The organism is Helicobacter pylori oki112, assembly GCF_000600085.1.
Lineage (GTDB): Bacteria > Campylobacterota > Campylobacteria > Campylobacterales > Helicobacteraceae > Helicobacter > Helicobacter pylori_CY.
The window spans coordinates 927111-946216 of the sequence record NZ_CP006821.1 but is presented as its reverse complement, the minus strand read 5'-3'; the positions used below and the strand labels follow the sequence as shown (position 1 = coordinate 946216).

The window sequence follows — 19106 nt, the reverse complement described above, 5'->3', positions numbered from 1 at the left end:
GTAACATGGCGGAAATTTGTGGCTGGAATGTGTAAAAAGGTAAAATTGGAGGCGTTTAAAAAAACTTCTCCCAAATCGTGCCTTGTGGGGTGTCCATCAAAGCGATTTTGTGGTTTAAAAGCTCTTCTCTGATGCTATCGGCTTTTAAAAAATCTTTTTGCTCTTTGGCGCGCTTCCTTTCTTCTATCTTGTTTTCAATTTCTTGTTTTTCGCTTTCACTCACGCCTAATTGGAAATAGGCACTAGGGTCTTTAAACCCGATGCCAAGCAGTTCTTCTATGAATTTCAAATTCGCTAAAATTTCGCCCTTTAGAGCCTTGTTTTTAGGGTTTTGATCCAGTTTTTCATTAGTAGAAGAAAGCATGCTTTCTAAAACGCTCAACGCTTTAGAAACGTTTAAATCATCTTGCATGCATTCTAAAATTTCTTTTTTAAAGTTTGGATTTATTCCTCCAAGAGTCCCTAAAACGCGCTGTTTTAAACGATAGATTTTATCCAGGCGTTTTTTACTCACCAACAAGTCTTCTTCATTGAAATTCAAAACAGATCGGTAATGCACCCCTAGTAAGTAATTGCGCAAAATTTCGCCATCATAGTTTTTTAGGGCGTCTTTAATAAAAAAGCTATTCCCTAAACTTTTAGACATTTTTTCATTATTGATATTCACAAAGCCATTATGCATCCAGTATTTGGCAAGCTCCACGCCAAAGGCGCAACGGGTTTGGCACGCTTCATTTTCATGGTGGGGGAATAACAAGTCCGCTCCGCCTGCATGGATATCAATTTGATAGGGGGTGTTAGTGAGCGCTAAAGTTTTAAAGATCATGCTAGAGCATTCTATATGCCAACCAGGGCGCCCTTTGCCTAAAGGGCTATCAAAGCCCACATCATTATCCCCCTTATAGCTTTTCCATAACACAAAATCCTGCTCAAGCCGTTTTTCTTGCACCAAACCAATACGGCCAAATTCAATGCTGCTATTATGCACGCTCAAAGAGCCGTAATCTTTATCCTTGCTCGTGTCTAAATAAATATCCCCATTAGAGACTCTATAAGCGATATTTTTTTCTAAAAGCGTTTCAATCATGTGCACCATAGCGTCTAAATACTCGCTCGCTTTAGGCTCTAGGCTGGGTTTTTTCATGTTCAAAGCGTTTAAATCCCTCGTGTAAGATTCAATATAAATGCTGCTTAATTCTTGAATGCTTTTGTTTTCTTTGAAGGCTTTGTTGATGATTTTATCGTCAATATCGGTGAAATTCCTTACTAGCATCACTTCATAGCCGCTTAATTCAAGCGTGCGCCTCAACAAATCAAAAGCAATCGCGCTCCTGGCATGCCCTAAATGAGCGTCATCATACACCGTAGGCCCGCACACATAAATATTCGCCTTATTTTGGACTAAAGGCTCAAAAGGGACTTTTTGTTTTAATTTGGTATCATAAATAAACATTTAAAAACCTTGAAAATAATAAAATAAATATAAATGTGTAACCCACGATTTGAACGCTAAGAGTAATAAGATTTCCACGCAAGCGAGGAAAAGGATTACAAGCCATGATTTTAAATTCTTGATTATACCCAAGAATAATTGAAAGCCAAACGCTTTTATCGTTAAAACAAATAAAAATAACCCGCTCAAACTATTCGCTAACGCTAAACCCAAAACCCCCAACAAAGGCATTAAACTCAAAGAAGCCACCAAACCTAAAAAAAGCGAAATTAAAGAGATTTTAGCCGCTTTTTTTTGCTCTAATTTCGCATAAAGCCACAAAGAAAAGAGTTTGGTTAGCCCAAAAGGGAGCAAGCCTAAAAGATAGAGCGAAAAGACTTGCGAAGTGATTAGGGTGTCTTTAGGGCTAAATTGCCCCCTTTCAAATAAAAGCTCGGTGATTTCTTTGCTTAACATTATCCCCCCAATGCTGCAAAGAAGCAAAACCCCCACCAAAAAAAACCACGCCTTTTGCAAGCGTTGCAAGATTAAATCCTGCTGATGGTTTTTAATGGCGATCGCAATGCTAGGGAAAAGGGCTGTGGATATGGCTATGGCAAATAAAGCTAAAGGGAGCTGGAAGACTCTATTAGCGTAATACAAATAAGACACGCTCCCGCTCGCTAAAAAAGAGGCGATCGTGGTGTCTAAAAAAGAAGCGATCTGAGCGCTAGAATTGCCTAAAACGCTGGGGAGGAATTGCTTGAAAAACGCTTTCAAATCCTTTTTAACTTGATTGAAGCGGTATTTTTTTTTGGGCGCGTTTTTAGTTTTAAAGCTCAACAACCCCTTAAATAATAAATTCAATAAGCCTAATTTTACTAAAGGATAAAAGTGCAATAAAATTTGAGCCACGCCCCCTAAAAGCACGCCATAGCTCAAATAATACAACGCTTCTAAATGCGTTTTTTCTTTAGAAATCAAAAGGGCTAAAATCATGCATAAATTGAGTAAGCTTGCACTATAAGCGCTGGCAAAAAAGCTGTGTTTGTATTGCAAAAGCGTTCCTAAAAAAGTGGTGATAAACACCAATAAAAGATACCAAAAATTGATCGCTACAATAGGGGCGCACAGTTTGAGTTTTTCTTCATCAAAGCCGTAAGCGAGAAGTTTAGTGAGCCATAAGGGATTTAATGCCACCAATAAGCACCATACCAATAAAACGCCACAAAAAATAAGCCCCACCAAACTCGCAAAGCTCCCTTTAATGGAACTCCGTATGAAGCTCGGTAAAAAGCTTTGTGAAAAAGAGCCCTCCGCAAAAATACGCCTGAATAAATTAGGCAGTTTGAAAGCCACAAAGAAAATATCGCTATACACCCCAGCCCCTAGAATATTAGCCATCATCAAATCCCGCAAAAAGCCAAAAATCCTAGAGCATAAAATCCCTAAGCTGTTGGTTAAAAATATTTTTTTTAGCATACTAGTTGTATTTATTACCTAATTTTCAGCGTTTTTTTGTTAGCATATTCCTTTTTTCAAATTCTTATATTATACCATTTAAGGATTAAAAAATGAGCTTGGAGCATTTTGCCCCTATAAAAGTTGAGCGGTGCAAAGACATTCAAAAAGAATTAAAAAAAGCGGCTGCTGAAAATAAATTGCAAACAGAAGATCTGTGGTTTGAGATTTTAAAAACTTCTATTTTTATCAAAAACAGTGCTAAAGACGATTTTAGCGAGGCTTTTGGTGGGGAATTGCAACAATTAGAAGAAGAGGAATACTATGAAAAAAAAGAGCTAACCCTTTATCAAACTCACGACATTAAAATCAAATCAAACGCTTACAAACGCTTTTTTGAGGTGGAAGTGGATGAAGATTTAAGCAAAATAGAAATTATTTTAGACGAGTGTTTTATTGTCCTAGACACTGAAGAGCATTACCAAGAAATGTTTGCGTATATTAAAGAGTGTTTAGCCTTTGAGGGCGTGGTGTTTCGCCACCTTTCACAAATGTATGAAAATTTAAAAACAGAATTAAGAAAATATCAAAAAGAAGCCCAAAACAAGCGCTTTATTTTATACGCTTCTTCAACCTTTATCCCTAATGTAGAAGAACAATCCCATTTTTTATTAGAAGAAGAATACCTTCCAACGCATACCATTTTTCTAAGCGATCAAGAAGAATCGTTTGTTAAAGAAAATAATTATATTGCTAAAGAAAACCAAAAAGTCGCTTGCGTGAATTACCCCAAACAAGGCAGAGACGGCCGTAACCTTAAAGGCCTTTATATTGAATTGCCTAAAGTTGCCCATTCGCCCACCCCCATAGGGCATGACAAAAACGCTTTTGAAGAGAGAGAAGAAAATAACGCTTTAGTGTATTACTCTAAAGCCTTACAAGGGGTTAAAATGGAAAAAGGGCGTTTGGTTTCTAAGCAAAATTTTATCTTTAAAAACGGGATCAAATCCATTGAAGTGCCTAATCTTTTAGGGGGAGTGGAGAGCGGGTTGGTTTTAGAGATTCAAGCTAAAGATGAATTGAGCGATGCGATTGATTCTAACCTCATTTTAGAAGCGAGCGCGATTAACATTAAGGGCAATGTGGGCAAGAATGTGATCTTAGTGGCTAAAGAAATTACTATAGAGGGGCAAATCCACCCTGAAAGCTATGTCTATGCCAATAAAGCGCGTATCACTAACCATAAGGGCGTGTGCTACGCTAAAGAGTTTGAGTGCAAGTATTTAGAGCGTGCTAAAGTGTATGCCAATAGCGTTAAAGTGGAAGCGAGTGCGGGGAGCGTGGTCTATGCGAAAGAAATCGCTTTAGAAAAGCTCAAAAGCGATAACAAGCTGTATTTTTCCAAGCAATGTTGGATTGATGAGGTGGATGGCAATGGCAACCGCTTTATTTTTTACGCTTTTGGGGGGCGAGAAAACCAAGAAGAATTGAAGATCGCTAAACAAAAACTCAATGCGTTAGGGTTAAAATCCAAAAAAATCATCGCTCAGCACCAGTCCTTAAACCATTTAGTCAAAAACCATCAAGCCATCATGGAAAAGCTTAAAAACGCCACTGAAGAAATCAAACGATCTTTAATGCAACAAGAAAGCGTGAAAGACGCTTATAGCGAGTTTATGTTTGCTCTAAAGCGTTTGAAAATCTTAAAAGCTCAAATGTTAGAATTGCAAAAAATCAATAACGAATGTTACGCTAAACTCATTAGCATAGAAAACAGCTTCCAGCATGCAAGCATTACGACTAAAAACCCTTTCAAGCAAGAAAATATCGTGATTTATCATCGCAATTACCCTAAAGTGAGCAACTTGAGCGCCATGTTAAGCCATAATGAAAGCGTGAATGTGATCTATGAAGACCATAAAATCAAAAAAGTCCCTAAAAGCGCTATAAAAGGCTAGAGCGAGAAATAAAAAAGGGATAAAATGATAGTGGGTTTGATAGGGGTTGTGGAAAAAATCTCTGCTTTAGAAGCGCATATAGAAGTGCAGGGGGTTGTTTATGGGGTACAAGTTTCTATGCGCACTTCTGCTTTGCTTCAAGCGGGCCAAAAAGCGCGTTTGAAAATCTTACAAGTGATCAAAGAAGATGCGCATCTTTTATACGGGTTTTTAGAAGAGAGCGAAAAAATCCTCTTTGAAAGGCTTTTAAAAATCAATGGGGTAGGGGGGCGTATCGCTTTAGCCATTCTTTCAAGCTTTTCGCCGAATGAATTTGAAAACATTATCGCCACTAAAGAAGTCAAAAGACTCCAGCAAGTCCCAGGTATAGGGAAAAAACTCGCTGATAAGATCATGGTAGATTTGATTGGCTTTTTCATTCAAGATGAAAACAGACCTGCGCGCAATGAAGTCTTTTTAGCCCTAGAGAGTTTGGGCTTTAAAAGCACTGAAATCAACCAAGTCTTAAAAACCCTAAAACCCAATCTCAGCATAGAAGCAGCGATTAAAGAAGCCTTACAACAACTGCGCTCTTAAAAAAAGCTTTTAGTTTAGCGGCTACGCTTTAAACGAAGCCACCGCAGGCGCAGCCTTAAAGTATCACATTAAAAGAGCGCTTGAACGAAGCCACACAATAAGCGATTTTAGTAAGAACTTAGAATTAAGCGCCAAAAACGCTAAATTTAGCAACAACACGCTTAAAATCATTGAAGAGCTTAATAACGGCGTTAAACAAGCGAGTGAGGAAATCAAAGAAGCCACTAAAACGAGTAATTTAGTCAAAAGCATAAGAGAGCAAGACACGCGCCCTTTTGAAGTGGTAGAAGCTAAAGACAAAGAAGCCTTTTTGCAAGGCATTGAAGAAAAGCTAAAAGATAGCGCCACACCATTACCTAAAGGCATGAGCGTTGCAGAGTTTAAACAAAGTTTAGAGAGCGTGGAAAACAAAGACAGGTTTTTAGAACATTTAGAAACAAGAGATAACTCACAAGACAGATTAAAATTTCTTAGCTTAATAGAACCTATTCTTAGAGAGCCTCACATTGAAATTTTTATTAAAGATAAAGATGGCACTCTTAAAAAAGAATATATCAAAGCGTTTAAAGATGAAAATAATACGCGCCTATATATGCTAATCACGCAAGATAACGATACGATTTTAAGGACTTTTATACCAAAATTGAATGAAAGGCATATGAGAAGTCATGTAAGAGATGCTGACATTATCCACTCTTTTATTCAGCCGAACAGAACCGCTAAGAGCGACAACGCGTTAAGCGATGTAGTGGTCTACGGAGAGAATAATACACCAAAACCGCTAAATAGTCAAGAGGATTTATTAAAAACAAGCGAAAATTTAAACGAAACCCCACCAAAACCTACCCATTTAAGCCCCTTAGAACAAGCCAACGCAAAAAATCTTCTTAAAGAACAACGCGCTACAACCCCACTCAAAGAGTTTGGCACTAATTACCCCGAGTTTGCCTTAAAGCCTAAGGAAGCGTTAGAGAAGTTATTACAAGAGAAAAACGGGCAAGTCGCAGGCGCAGCTTATAGGGAGGATTTAGGAGGGATTGATTTTGTGTGGGGAACGCCAAAGACTAAAGATAGCAACGGTTATGGGTTAGCACATATATTAGAAAAGAGAGAAAAACAATGCAAAAGGTTAGGATTAACAAACGAACAAGCCAAAGAAAGGACTAAAGAGTTATTAAAGCAAATACCGGAAGTTATAGAAAAAGGTATCAAAGATAATGATTATATAGGGCATGCAACTATAAGACATAATGGTATTGAAGTAGGTTTAAGTAGTCAAAAAGGAAATACACCTTTAAAAAATCATTATATGATTACAAGTTTTGAAACAGATGAAAAGGTTTTAAGGGAGTTAGAGACCATTGGGACACTCTCTAACAATTACAGAGATGGCATCAACTATAGCACCTCAAACCTTAACAATCCTAATCCTACCACAAACGCGCTAAAAACGCAAGAGCCTTTAAGCGAACAAGCCAACGCAAAAAAGCTTCTTAAGTTAGAAAGCGAGAAAGGGATAAAAGCTGAAGTGCTCAAAAAACTTGATTTTGATGAAATTAAAAAACTCATTGATGAAAGCCCACGAACTGGGAGCAGTATGCCTATTTTAGGAATGCAAAATTTAAACGCAGAAGCGGTTGAATACATTCAAAAAAATCATAAACGAATAGCTGTTGAAAAGATAGAGCCAAGTTTTGCTAAAGATTTGAAATTGAAATATCCAGATGATGTAAGAGCGGTTATTGACTATCAAGCTATTAACCATATACTAAAAGAACACAAAAACTTAGCGTTCGAAGACATAGCCAACTATAGAGAATTATCCAAACAAGCTAATGAAACTTTAAAACTAAAAGATAATCAAAACAGACCGGTAGTAGCGAGTTTTAATCAAATCAATGGATTTTTTGTAGTGGTGGAGCAAGTATCAAACGCTAAGAATGAACTAATGCTAAAAACAATGTATAAGGCAAGAGAAAATTATAAGGATAGTTTAATCTATAAAAAAACATTAGCAAAATCTCAGAATAGCAATTGACCATCAGTTATGAGCTGAGTGCTAGACATATTTGATAAAGCTAATGCGTTTTGAAACTATAAAACAAAAACTTGAAAAAGTCAAGGATTAAAAAATGATAATAAGAGCAATAGAAAAACCATTTGACATTATCTTAGAAGCGAGGGTCATGCTTAGCGAGAGAATGCTTTTTAGTTTTCTCTTTTTTTTAATGGTCAATAGAGAGCCAAACGAAAATAACCCTACCTTAAAGCGCTTGATAGAAGCCGTGAAGGACATGCAAAAAGAGAGCGAGAAAGGGAGTAAAAAACAAAAACTTGAAACGCCTAGCGAATGGGGACCTAATTATAGCGAGTTTAAAAATGATGGCTTAGGAGCGATTAACAAGCTATTAGAAACTAAAAAAGGTTTTGTAGCGGGAGCGTTTTATAAGGAAGGTTTAGGGGATATTGATTTAGTTTGGGGTAATAAAGATTACGGGTTAGAACACATTTTAAAACGCCGAGAAGATCAAGCGCTTAACAAAGGAATAAACGAAACAGAAGCCAAAGAATACGCCATGAGCGTAGTTAAAACGATACCGGAAGTTATAGAGAAAGGCGTTAAGGTAGAACGAAACGGCAGAATGGCTATTGAATACCAAAATATAAGAGTAGGTTTAAAAGATAAAAGATAATTGGAAAGGAGAAAAATTACCTAATCATTGAGTGATAAGTAGTTATGAATTGTATGATACAGAGAAGCAAGCGTTACGGTCTACTCCGCAAGCAATCACTAAAGAAAAGGCATTTAATTCTTTAAACTCCGTAGGACCTAATCCTACCACAAAAAACTAAATAAGGAATAAAATGAATTACCCCAATCTACCTAACAGCGCTTTAGAGATTACCGAACAGCCAGAAGTGAAAGAAATCACTAACGAATTATTAAAGCAATTACAGAGCGCTTTAAAATCTAACAGCTTTTTTACGGATCAAATACAGCTAAGCCTTAAAGGGATCGTTAGGATTTTAGAAGTGCTTTTGAGTTTGGATTTTTTCAAAAATGCGAATGAAATTGATAGCAGTTTAAGAAATTCCATTGAATGGCTGAGTAACGCCGGAGAGAGCTTGAAAGCGAAAATGAAAGAATACGAGGGCTTTTTTAGCGAGTTTAATACGAGCATGCATGCCAACGAGCAAGAAGTAACGAGCATTTTAAACGCCAACACCGAGAACATCAAAAGCGAAATTAAAAAGCTAGAAAATCAAATAATAGAAACCGCTACAAGGCTTTTAACGAGCTATCAAATCTTTTTAAACAACGCCAAAGAAAGCGCTAATAACCAAATCAAAGAAACTAAAACCCAAAGCCTTGAAGCGATCACGCAAGCTAAAACGCACGCTAATAATGAAATAAGCGAGAATAAAACGCAAGCGATAACTAACATTAACCAAGCGAAAAAAAGCGCTACAAATCAAATTAACACCAATAAGAAAGAAGTTTTAAATAATATCACGCAAGAAAAGCAACAAGCCACAAGCGAGATCACCGAAGCCAAAAAAACCGCATTTAACGAACTTTTAGAAACCTTGAAGCCGAAGTTTAGCACTCTATTCATAGGAGCTTATTATATTAGGAATGTGATCTATATTCAAGGCGGATGGGAGCAAAAGATCAAGGATTTGAGCGATTACACGCTAGAAAAAAGTAAGAAAGGAGAGTAAAATTTTAGGTTGGGAGATTGATGAAGATTTATTTTGCGCGGAATTTAGGGTAACGCTTCAAAAATGCAATGATTTAGGAAACCAACCACAGGACAAATTAAAACATGGTTTAAAATATTTTAAAAATCCTTTCAACAAAGAAGGCTTTAAAAGGGTTATAATTAACTCTCATTGAGCGTATGGGTGTGAGAAAAATAAGCCCAAAATCCGTTTAAATCTTGGATCGGTTCTCATCAAACATGAATGGCTAAAACTTTTTGACTAACGCCAAGCTCTTTGCTATTAATTATAAAAAATGTTTTTAGCATTTTAGATTTTATTATCCATATTTGATGAGAGCCAAGCTTTTTTATTTAAAAAGGGCTGTATCAATCACAAGGAAATGTAATCCACTTCTTTGGGTCTTTGATGGTTGGCAATGAGTTGCTTACAGGTCGCAACGCCTTCTGAAGTGCCAACCATTAATAGTTTGGATTCGCTTGCAATAATCGTTTCTCCATCGGGCATGGGGATGTATTTGCCATCTTTTTGAGTGATACCAATCACAAACGCTTTAGCGATCTCTCTAAAATGGGCTTCTTTTAATTTCCTTAACACAAGCCAGCTGGTTTTAGGGACAATCACTTCCTCTAAGTCTAAAAGCGTGTCTTTTTTATTGATAAAACGCTCTAAGATATTTTCCATATCCGGACGCACCGCCATAGCACTCACTCTCTGCGCCATGAGTTTTGTAGGGGAGACCACCATATCAGCCCCTAATTTTTTTAATTTTTCTAAGCCTTCATCGCTATGCGCGCTCGCAATGATGTAGTAAGGTTTGCGCTTTAATTCCTTTTCAAACAAGCGCACGCTCACCATTAACGCCACATTCACCGGTAAAATCTTAGACAAAGCCACAACACCCCTAGCGCTGCTTAAGTGGGTTTTTAGCATGGCTAAATTGGTTTGCGGATCGCCTATGATGTAGTAGGGGTATTTGTGCTTAATGGCTTCTTCTTCAAAACTAGGGTCATTATCCACGACCACAAAGGGGATTTGAGCGGAGCGGAACTGCTTGCTCAATTCAATGGTGTATTCGTTGTGGTAACAAATCACATAATGATCCTTAAGGCGTGCGATTTTATAAATCATACCTTTCTCCTTAATCAATCTGGTAAGCGTGCCTTTATTGACCACGCTAACTAAAATAGCCACGCTAAAGGCAATGATTCCTGCCCCAAAAAACATTAAAATGGAAGTTAAAAAAATACTTATAGGCCCGAACTGGCTTTCATTTAAAGCGCCAAACCCTGTAGCTGTCATGGTGTAAGTCGTTTGAAAGAAAGCTTGCATAAGGCTATAATTTTCTAGGGCGAAGTATCCCAGAGTGCCTAAAAGCACAAGCAATTGGATTAAAATAAGCGGGAGTCTAAAGACCTTAAATTGCTCATAGATTTCAGAATTTAAATTGACTTCTGGCTGGATTTCATCGTCTTTTTTGATTTTAAAAAATTTCAACTTTTCAAACAAAACCAATTCCTAGATCAAAATAAATTCTTTTGAAAGCGTTTCATTTTTAAACTCCCTTAAAATATCAAACCCGATCGCATAAAATTGATATTTAATAAAGAAGTTTAGTTTTAAGGGGAGTTTTAAAAAGGTTATCAAAAACACCAAAACCACCCCTACAATCAAAATGGACAGAAATTCTAAAAACTAAGCCCCTTTACGCATGGTTCTTAAAGTGGAAGCAGCCACTTTAATGCGTTTAGTCGTGCCGTCGTCTAATTGGATCTTAATCGATCGCAAGTTAGGGAGTAAGCGGCGTTTGTTTTTGTTGTTCGCATGACTGACATGGTTGCCTATCATAGGCCCTTTAAAAGTTAAAGCACATCTTTTTGCCATTGTGTATCCTTAATTATTGAAATAAATTTGGCATTATACTTAAAATAGCCTTTAAAAAGACTGATTTTAAGGCTAATTTTTAAATGGTTCGTTTAAGAACTACTTTTTTTGAGGCATAGAACTTTTAAAGCCTTTCATTCTATCAATAGCGTCTCGGTATTTGGCAATATTTTCTTTTGTAAGTTCTGTTACAGCTTTTTTCATGACAACCGCATACATTCTGTTTAAGATTTTATGTATCGCATCTTCTTTATTCTTTTCTAAATTTTCATGGATAATGCTGTTTGAAGAATTAAGCCCTCCAGAATTACTGTGTTTGTAAGTATAGGTCATTGCCTGAAAAGTCCCTACTTCCACAGCAAAATCATGGACTACACGATTGCTTTCTGGCTCATAAAAATTAAACCACACAGAGCCTGAGCTTTGATCCACTAGCGTGTCTAAATTAGGATTATTGGGATCTTTTAAATTCATTTTCAAATCTTCTAAGATTCCTACCCACCCTTTCAAATCCAAAACGGAAAAAATCTTTCTCTTATCTTGCGCATTTAAAGCTTTTTCATCTTGAAAACGCAACACTTGATAGCCTCTTTTTTCAAAAATAGTTTGGATTTGATTAATTAAAGCGTCTTGAAACTTATCAATATAGGGTTTTAGATTATCGCTCACTTGAATGCGTGGTGCTAAAATACCTACAACATGATGGTTTTGTGGGGCTTGAGCAATATGTATCGGATAATTAAAATCTAGCGGCGTAACATGTTCAGAGCTTGTTTTCATTCTTTCATGAGTTTGAACTTGATTTTTGGCGTCATTTGGTGTTTTTGTTTCAGCGTTTGGATTCATCGCACAACCGATCAACACGCTTGAAAGCCCTAAAGCCACTAACATTTTAGAATAAATTCTAACTTTTTTAAAAATAAGCGAACGCTCCATAAAAGACTCCTAAAAATTAAAATAAACTCCTATCTTACCCTATTTTCATGCTATTTTTAAGTAAATCAATTTGTGCTACAATTTTCTTTTTTCTAAATTTCAAGCATGGCGATTTTAGGGGATTTTATGCTCTATTCTTTACTATATGGCTATTTCAATATCAATCTTTTCCAGTATTTGACTTTTAGAGCAGGGTTAGGGTTTTTTATAGCCTTTTTCCTCACGCTTTTTTTAATGCCTAAATTCATTCTATGGGCCAAGGCTAAAAAGGCTAATCAGCCCATTTCTAGCTTCGTGCCAAGCCACCAGAATAAAAAGGATACCCCTACGATGGGGGGGATTGTGTTTGTTTTTGCAACCATTGTTGCGAGCGTGTTGTGCGCGTCTTTGGGTAATCTTTATGTGTTGTTAGGGATAATCGTGTTAGTGGGCTTTAGTTTTGTGGGTTTTAGAGACGATTACACTAAAATCAACCAACAAAATAACGCCGGGATGAGCGCGAAAATGAAATTTGGCATGCTTTTTGTCCTTTCGCTTGTGGTGTCTGTTTTATTGAGCCTTAAAGGGTTAGACACTTTTTTATACGCGCCTTTTTTGAAAAACCCCTTGTTTGAAATTCCAACGATGTTAGCGGTTGGTTTTTGGGTGTTGGTTTTTTTATCCACGAGCAATGCGGTGAATTTAACCGACGGCTTAGACGGCTTAGCGAGCGTGCCTAGCATTTTCACCCTTTTAAGCCTTTCTATCTTTGTGTATGTGGCAGGGAATGCGGAATTTTCTAAATACTTGCTTTATCCTAAAGTCATAGATGTGGGGGAATTGTTTGTTGTCTCGCTAGCGTTAGTGGGATCACTCTTTGGCTTTTTGTGGTATAACTGCAACCCGGCAAGCGTGTTTATGGGCGATAGCGGGAGTTTGGCTTTGGGAGGGTTTATCGCTTATAACGCTATCGTTTCGCACAATGAAATCTTACTCGTTTTAATGGGATCTATTTTTGTGGTAGAAACTCTGTCGGTGATCTTGCAAGTAGGGAGTTATAAAACCCGCAAAAAACGCCTTTTTTTAATGGCACCTATCCATCATCATTTTGAGCAAAAGGGTTGGGCAGAAAATAAGGTGATCGTGCGTTTTTGGATCATTTCTATGCTGAGTAATTTAATCGCTCTTTTAAGCTTGAAGGTGCGTTAAAATGAAAATCTCTTTATTGGGGCATGGAAAAACCACTCTAGCTTTGGGGCGTTTTTTTAAAAAAAACCATAACGAAGTCAAATTTTTTGATGATCAATTCACCTCATTTTTTAAGGATAGAGAGGGTTTTCTTTGCTACCCCAGTAAGGATTTTAACCCTAATGATTCCCAACTAGAGGTAGTCAGCCCTGGCATTAGTTTCACGCACCCTTTAGTCATAAAAGCCAAGCATTTAGTGAGCGAATACGATTATATTGATAGCTTGTTTGATTCTGTTTTCACGCCCACTATAATCAGTATTAGCGGCACTAACGGGAAAACCACCACGACCGAAATGCTCACCATGCTTTTAGAAGATTTTAAGGCTGTGAGTGGGGGGAATATCGGCACGCCCCTGATTGAATTGTTTGAAAAACAATCGCCCTTGTGGGTGCTAGAAACAAGCTCCTTTTCTTTGCATTACACGAATAAGGCTTACCCTTTAATCTACTTGCTCATCAATGTCAAAGCCGATCATTTGACTTGGCATTGCAATTTTGAAAATTATTTGAACGCTAAACTCAAGGTTTTAACATTGATGCCTAAAACTTCGCTCGCTATCCTCCCTTTAAAATTCAAAGAACACCCCATTATTCAAAACTCGCAAGCGCAAAAAATCTTTTTTGACACAAGCGAAGAGGTTTTAGAGCGTTTAAAAATCCCTTCCAACGCCCTTTTTTTTAAGGGAGCGTTTTTATTAGATGCGGCTTTAGCCCTTTTAATTTATGAGCAATTTTTAAAAATAAAGAATTTAAAATGGCAAGATTATAGAGAAAACGCCTTTAAAAGGTTGAACGCTTTTAAAATCGGCTCGCATAAAATGGAAGAATTTAGGGATAAAGAAGGGCGTTTGTGGGTAGATGACAGCAAGGCCACGAACATTGATGCCACCTTACAAGCCCTAAAAACCTTTAAAAACCAAAAAATCCATTTGATTTTAGGGGGCGATATTAAAGGGGTCAATTTAACCCCCCTTTTTGAAGAGTTTAAAAACTATAAAATAAGCCTTTATGCCATAGGATCAAGCGCTTCTATCATCCAAGCTTTAGCGTTAGAATTTAATGTTTCTTGTCAGGTTTGTTTAAAGTTAGAAAAAGCGGTTCAAGAAATTAAAAGCGTTTTATCGCAAAATGAAATCGCTTTGCTTTCACCCAGCGCGGCCAGCTTGGATCAATTTTCTTCGTATAAAGAAAGGGGTGAAAAATTTAAAGCGTTTGTTTTAAAGGATTAAAGCGTTTGAACCACTCCGTCCAATTGTGAAATTTTTTGAAAAATCTCGTTCCGTTCTGATTCGTTTGAAACTTCCATAGAAACATTAAAGCTATAAAATTTAGCGTTTTTAGAAGTGTTTTTAAATTCCAATTTAAAGGGGCGTTGGTAGGTTTCTAAAAGTTCTTTTAACATGCTTGTATCGTTAGTGGTCATAATCACCCTATAATCCCAAAGACAAGGGTAAATGATAGTGGGTTTTTCTGAATCAGACGGCACTAAGAAGCTCCTTAAATAATTTAGGAATGGCAATAGGGCTGTATGTAGAGCGATTGACAAAGCCAAACTTGATTTCTGAAGCAAAAACTTTAAAAGGCTTCATAGGCTCTAAAGAAGCGTTTTGGATGCAATAAATTTCTTGAAAAAGCACCACAAAAACCTTTCTTAATTCTTTAATTTGTGTTCTTATTTCTAAGACCTGCCCAAGACTCGCAGGGGTGAAAAAATCCGCTTTGATGGAGCGGATGACAAACACGCCTTCTTCATTTTCGGGTAAGACCTTTTGTTTAAAAAAAAACTCGCTCCTAGCCCTTTCGCAATATTTCAAATAATTCGCATGATAGACCACGCCTTCAGAGTCGGTATCTTCGTAATATACCCTACAGCGCATTAATTCCCCTTACTTGAATAATGAATTTTTCTTAAAATTATACAATATGTAACTTAACTATAGTATAATCTAGGGGCATTGCTCTATATTTTTTAGGTATTTTTGAAGTGGGTTTTTCCTTAAATCTTAAGATCTTTAAAGATTTTAAAAAACTAATACAGCAATAGTTGGGCGATTAAGGACATAGCTCCTTAATTTTAATCATTGATAAGGAGTTTGATAGTTAAGAATGGGTAATCATTTTTCTAAATTAGGATTTGTTTTAGCGGCTTTAGGGAGCGCGATAGGTTTAGGGCATATTTGGCGCTTTCCTTACATGACTGGGGTGAGTGGTGGGGGTGCTTTTGTTTTATTGTTTTTATTTTTATCTTTAAGCGTTGGCGCGGCGATGTTTATCGCTGAAATGCTATTAGGACAAAGCACGCAAAAAAATGTAATAGAAGCTTTTAAAGAGCTTGACCTTAACCCTAAAAAACGCTGGAAATACGCAGGGCTTTTGCTTATTTCTGGGCCTTTAATACTGACTTTTTACGGCACGATTTTAGGCTGGGTGCTTTATTATTTAGTGAGTGTTAGTTTTAATTTGCCTAACAATATCCAAGAATCTGAACAAATTTTTACTCAAACTTTGCAGTCTATAAGGTTACAATCCATAGGGCTTTTTAGCGTTTTATTCATAACCGGATGGATTGTTTCTAGGGGGATTAAAGAAGGCATTGAAAAACTCAATTTGGTTTTAATGCCCTTACTCTTTGCTACTTTTTTTGGTTTGCTTTTTTATGCGATGAGCATGGATTCTTTTTCTAAAGCTTTTCATTTCATGTTTGATTTCAAACCAAAAGATTTGACCTCTCAAGTGTTCACTTATTCCTTGGGGCAGGTTTTCTTTTCTTTAAGTATCGGTTTAGGGATCAATATCACTTACGCTGCGGTTACTGATAAAACGCAGAATTTGCTTAAAAGCACGATTTGGGTGGTTTTATCAGGGATTTTGATTTCTCTTGTGGCAGGGCTTATGATTTTCACTTTTGTGTTTGAATATGGGGCGAATGTCTCACAAGGCACAGGGTTGATCTTCACTTCTTTACCGGTGGTTTTTGGCCAAATGGGAGCGATAGGCATTCTTGTTTCAATTCTTTTCTTGCTCGCGCTCGCTTTTGCTGGTATCACTTCTACGGTGGCTTTATTAGAGCCAAGCGTGATGTATCTTACCGAAAGGTATCAATATTCTCGTTTTAAGGTTACTTGGGGTCTTGTAGCACTAATTTTTATCGTAGGCGTGTTGTTGATTTTCTCGCTCCATAAGGATTATAAAGACTATCTCACTTTCTTTGAAAAAAGTCTTTTTGATTGGTTGGATTTTGCCTCAAGCACCATTATCATGCCTTTAGGCGGGATGGCAACCTTTATTTTTATGGGCTGGGTTTTGAAAAAAGAAAAATTGCGTCTTTTGAGCGTGCACTTTTTAGGCCCTAAATTGTTTGCAACTTGGTATTTCTTGCTTAAATACATCACCCCTTTAATTGTGTTTTCCATTTGGTTGAGCAAGATTTATTAAAATATTCGGCATGGGAAAATTTTCTAAATTAGGCTTTATTTTAGCCACTTTGGGTAGCTCTATCGGTTTAGGGCATATTTGGCGCTTTCCTTATATGGTAGGCCATAATGGGGGGAGTGCGTTTGTGCTTTTATATCTGGTGCTAACCTTGAGTTTAGGCATTGCTATGCTTTTAGTGGAAATGCTGATTGGGAATTTGGGTAAAAAAGATGTTGTTTCTAATTATCAAATCTTAGATCCTAAAAGGAAAAAATACTACCCTTTCACTTCTTTTTTTATTTTAGGCGGCCCTCTCATTTTATCCTTTTATGCGGTGGTGTTAGGCTGGGTGCTTTACTATCTTTTTGTAGTAACTTTTGATTTGCCTAAAGATTTAGAGCAAGCTAAAATGCAATTTAGCATGCTCCAAAATGGCAGTTTAATCTGGCCTGTTATTGGCTTTAGCACATGCTTATTGCCGACAATATGGTTTGTTTCTAGGGGGATTGAAGAGGGGATTGAAAAATTAAATGTCGTGCTGATGCCGTTATTGTTTGTGATTTTCATAGGGCTTTTAATCTATGCGATGACTTTAGAAAGCATGCCTAAAGCTTTGCACTTTTTATTTAATTTTGAGATTCAAAAGATTGATTTTAAGGTTGTTATGGACGCTTTAGGGCAGATGTTCTTTTCTTTGAGTTTGGGGGTCGGCACGATTATTACTTATTCAGCTTTCACGCCCAAAAAAGAAAATCTATTCAAAAGCTCTTTATTTATTGTCTTGCCCGGTATTTTAATCTCTTTGATTGCCGGGGTGATGATTTTCACCTTTGTGTTTGAATACCATGCAGATGTGTCTCAAGGGCCGGGGCTTGTTTTTATTTCTTTACCTTTGACTTTTGCTAAAATGGGCATGAGTGGGCAGATCGTTTCGCTCTTTTTCTTTATGGCACTTGTTTTTGCCGGGATCACTTCTACGGTTTCTTTGATAGAGCCTTTAGCGCTTTATCTCATCAATCGTTTTAATTTCTCACGCCTTAAGGCGTCGCTATGGATAGGGGTTGTTGTGTATGTTTTAGGCGTTTTAGTCATTCTTTCTATGAATGAACGATACGCTAAGTTTTTGAGTTTTGCTCATAAGAGCGTGTTTGGGTGGTTAGATTTCATCACTTCTTCATTTTTAATGCCTTTGGGAGGCTTGTTTTCAGTCTTGTTTGTAGGATGGATTTTAAATAAAAAGCGCTCTTTTTTAGCCACGAAGCATTTCTTTAACGCAAACGCTTTTAAAGCGTGGCATTTTAGCGTTCGTTTTATCGCGCCTGTAGTGATTTTAGCGATTTTCATCTTGCAATTTAAGTGAAATAAAGATACTTGATGAAAAGCATTTTGCTCTTTATGATTTTTGTAGTTTGCCAATTAGAAGGCAAAAAATTTTCACAAGATAATTTTAAGGTGGATTATAACTACTATTTGCGCAAACAGGATTTGCACATCATTAAAACGCAAAACGATTTGTCCAATTCTTGGTATCTCCCTCCACAAAAAGCCCCCAAAGAACATTCTTGGGTGGATTTTGCTAAAAAATATTTAAACATGATGGATTATCTAGGCACTTACTTTCTGCCTTTTTATCATAGTTTCACCCCCATTTTTCAATGGTACCACCCCAATATCAACCCGTATCAACGCAATGAGTTTAAGTTCCAAATCAGTTTTAGAGTGCCTGTATTTAGGCATATTCTTTGGACTAAAGGCACGCTTTATCTGGCTTATACCCAAACTAACTGGTTTCAAATTTACAATAACCCCCAATCCGCTCCCATGCGAATGATGAATTTCATGCCTGAACTCATTTATGTTTATCCTATTAATTTTAAACCTTTTGGGGGTAAAATAGGGAACTTTTCTGAGATTTGGATAGGTTGGCAACACATTTCTAATGGCGTGGGAGGTGCGCAATGTTATCAGCCTTTTAATAAAGAAGGTAATCCTGAAAACCAATTCCCAGGAGGGCCTGTAATCGTTAAAGATTATAACGGGCAAAAAGACGTGCGCTGGGGAGGGTGTCGCTCTGTGAGCGCGGGGCAACGCCCTGTGTTTCGTTTGGTGTGGGAAAAGGGAGGCCTAAAAATCATGGTCGCTTATTGGCCCTATGTCCCTTATGATCAATCCAACCCTAATTTGATTGATTATATGGGGTATGGTAACGCTAAAGTTGATTACAGGAGAGGGCGCCATCATTTTGAATTGCAACTTTATGATATTTTCACGCAATACTGGCGTTATGATCGCTGGCATGGAGCTTTCCGCTTAGGCTATACCTATCGCATTAACCCTTTTGTGGGGATTTATGCGCAGTGGTTTAACGGCTATGGCGATGGCTTATATGAATACGATGTTTTTTCCAATCGTATAGGGGTAGGAATACGCTTAAACCCTTAAAAAAGCGTTCTTTTATGCTATAATTAAGACCAAAAATTCAAGGGGATTATT

The 19106-nt window shown here is 37.2% G+C and carries 17 protein-coding genes and 1 pseudogene; 10 read left to right on the top strand and 8 right to left on the bottom strand.

What is annotated here, in order from left to right; all coding sequences use genetic code 11:
* Nucleotides 1-55: 55 nt before the first annotated feature.
* On the bottom strand, nucleotides 56-1453 hold the full coding sequence (cysS, locus tag HPOKI112_RS04475) for a cysteine--tRNA ligase (RefSeq protein WP_025276956.1): 1398 nt from the start codon (nucleotides 1451-1453) through the stop codon (nucleotides 56-58).
* Complete coding sequence (gene murJ / locus HPOKI112_RS04470) at nucleotides 1454-2914, bottom strand: murein biosynthesis integral membrane protein MurJ (RefSeq protein ID WP_025276075.1); 1461 nt, start codon at nucleotides 2912-2914, stop codon at nucleotides 1454-1456.
* Nucleotides 2915-3006: 92 nt separating this feature from the next.
* Between murJ and HPOKI112_RS04465 the strand changes: the two genes are divergently transcribed.
* From HPOKI112_RS04465 to HPOKI112_RS04440, 5 genes and pseudogenes are all read left to right on the top strand, one after another.
* A complete protein-coding gene (locus tag HPOKI112_RS04465; protein ID WP_025276074.1) occupies nucleotides 3007-4851 on the top strand; it encodes a FapA family protein in 1845 nt (614 codons plus the stop codon).
* Nucleotides 4852-4875: 24 nt separating this feature from the next.
* Nucleotides 4876-5427 (top strand): Holliday junction branch migration protein RuvA, encoded by a 552-nt coding sequence (gene ruvA / locus HPOKI112_RS04460; protein ID WP_001916667.1) that lies wholly within the window; start codon nucleotides 4876-4878, stop codon nucleotides 5425-5427.
* A gap of 67 nt (nucleotides 5428-5494) precedes the next feature.
* Nucleotides 5495-7465 (top strand): DUF3519 domain-containing protein, encoded by a 1971-nt coding sequence (locus HPOKI112_RS08060; RefSeq protein ID WP_080275993.1) that lies wholly within the window; start codon nucleotides 5495-5497, stop codon nucleotides 7463-7465.
* 181 nt (nucleotides 7466-7646) lie between these two features.
* Nucleotides 7647-8280, top strand: a pseudogene (locus tag HPOKI112_RS08465) (putative barnase/colicin E5 family endoribonuclease); the annotation flags it as partial.
* A gap of 12 nt (nucleotides 8281-8292) precedes the next feature.
* Nucleotides 8293-9150, top strand: coding sequence for an ATP synthase subunit B family protein (locus tag HPOKI112_RS04440; RefSeq protein WP_025309841.1), 858 nt, complete (start codon nucleotides 8293-8295; stop codon nucleotides 9148-9150).
* Nucleotides 9151-9522: 372 nt separating this feature from the next.
* Here the strand turns inward: HPOKI112_RS04440 and HPOKI112_RS04435 are convergent, their stop codons facing one another.
* From HPOKI112_RS04435 to HPOKI112_RS04425, 4 genes are all read right to left on the bottom strand, one after another.
* Complete coding sequence (locus HPOKI112_RS04435; protein WP_025309840.1) at nucleotides 9523-10659, bottom strand: potassium channel family protein; 1137 nt, start codon at nucleotides 10657-10659, stop codon at nucleotides 9523-9525.
* 9 nt (nucleotides 10660-10668) lie between these two features.
* Entirely contained in the window at nucleotides 10669-10803 is a 135-nt protein-coding gene (locus HPOKI112_RS08565) for a hypothetical protein (RefSeq protein ID WP_268744236.1), read from the bottom strand.
* A gap of 42 nt (nucleotides 10804-10845) precedes the next feature.
* Nucleotides 10846-11034, bottom strand: coding sequence for a 50S ribosomal protein L28 (gene rpmB / locus HPOKI112_RS04430; protein WP_001118998.1), 189 nt, complete (start codon nucleotides 11032-11034; stop codon nucleotides 10846-10848).
* Nucleotides 11035-11133: 99 nt separating this feature from the next.
* Nucleotides 11134-11970, bottom strand: a complete 837-nt coding sequence (locus tag HPOKI112_RS04425; protein ID WP_025276953.1) for an HpaA family protein — start codon at nucleotides 11968-11970, stop codon at nucleotides 11134-11136.
* Nucleotides 11971-12096: 126 nt separating this feature from the next.
* Between HPOKI112_RS04425 and mraY the strand changes: the two genes are divergently transcribed.
* Nucleotides 12097-13158 carry a phospho-N-acetylmuramoyl-pentapeptide-transferase gene (mraY, locus tag HPOKI112_RS04420; RefSeq protein WP_025276952.1) on the top strand — a complete coding sequence of 354 codons (1062 nt, stop codon included), beginning with the start codon at nucleotides 12097-12099 and terminating at the stop codon, nucleotides 13156-13158.
* Nucleotide 13159: 1 nt separating this feature from the next.
* Nucleotides 13160-14428 (top strand): UDP-N-acetylmuramoyl-L-alanine--D-glutamate ligase, encoded by a 1269-nt coding sequence (gene murD / locus HPOKI112_RS04415; RefSeq protein ID WP_025276951.1) that lies wholly within the window; start codon nucleotides 13160-13162, stop codon nucleotides 14426-14428.
* Here the strand turns inward: murD and HPOKI112_RS04410 are convergent.
* Both HPOKI112_RS04410 and ybgC read right to left on the bottom strand, forming a co-directional pair.
* Nucleotides 14425-14685, bottom strand: a complete 261-nt coding sequence (locus HPOKI112_RS04410) for an HP0495 family protein (RefSeq protein ID WP_025276065.1) — start codon at nucleotides 14683-14685, stop codon at nucleotides 14425-14427. The two genes, murD and HPOKI112_RS04410, sit on opposite strands and share 4 nt — an antisense overlap.
* On the bottom strand, nucleotides 14675-15076 hold the full coding sequence (gene ybgC / locus HPOKI112_RS04405) for an acyl-CoA thioesterase YbgC (RefSeq protein WP_001203786.1): 402 nt from the start codon (nucleotides 15074-15076) through the stop codon (nucleotides 14675-14677). The genes HPOKI112_RS04410 and ybgC overlap by 11 nt, the downstream gene beginning before the upstream one ends.
* 229 nt (nucleotides 15077-15305) lie before the next feature.
* On the opposite strand from ybgC, the gene HPOKI112_RS04400 reads away from it, so the two are divergent.
* The 3 genes from HPOKI112_RS04400 to HPOKI112_RS04390 are packed head-to-tail and all read left to right on the top strand — an operon-like array spanning nucleotide 15306 to nucleotide 19055.
* Complete coding sequence (locus HPOKI112_RS04400) at nucleotides 15306-16634, top strand: sodium-dependent transporter (protein WP_025276064.1); 1329 nt, start codon at nucleotides 15306-15308, stop codon at nucleotides 16632-16634.
* Between the two features lie 10 nt (nucleotides 16635-16644).
* Complete coding sequence (locus HPOKI112_RS04395) at nucleotides 16645-17973, top strand: sodium-dependent transporter (RefSeq protein ID WP_025309839.1); 1329 nt, start codon at nucleotides 16645-16647, stop codon at nucleotides 17971-17973.
* Between the two features lie 14 nt (nucleotides 17974-17987).
* The gene (locus tag HPOKI112_RS04390) at nucleotides 17988-19055 is read left to right on the top strand and encodes a phospholipase A (protein WP_025276062.1); all 1068 of its coding nucleotides are present in this window, start codon (nucleotides 17988-17990) and stop codon (nucleotides 19053-19055) included.
* Nucleotides 19056-19106 lie beyond the last annotated feature (51 nt).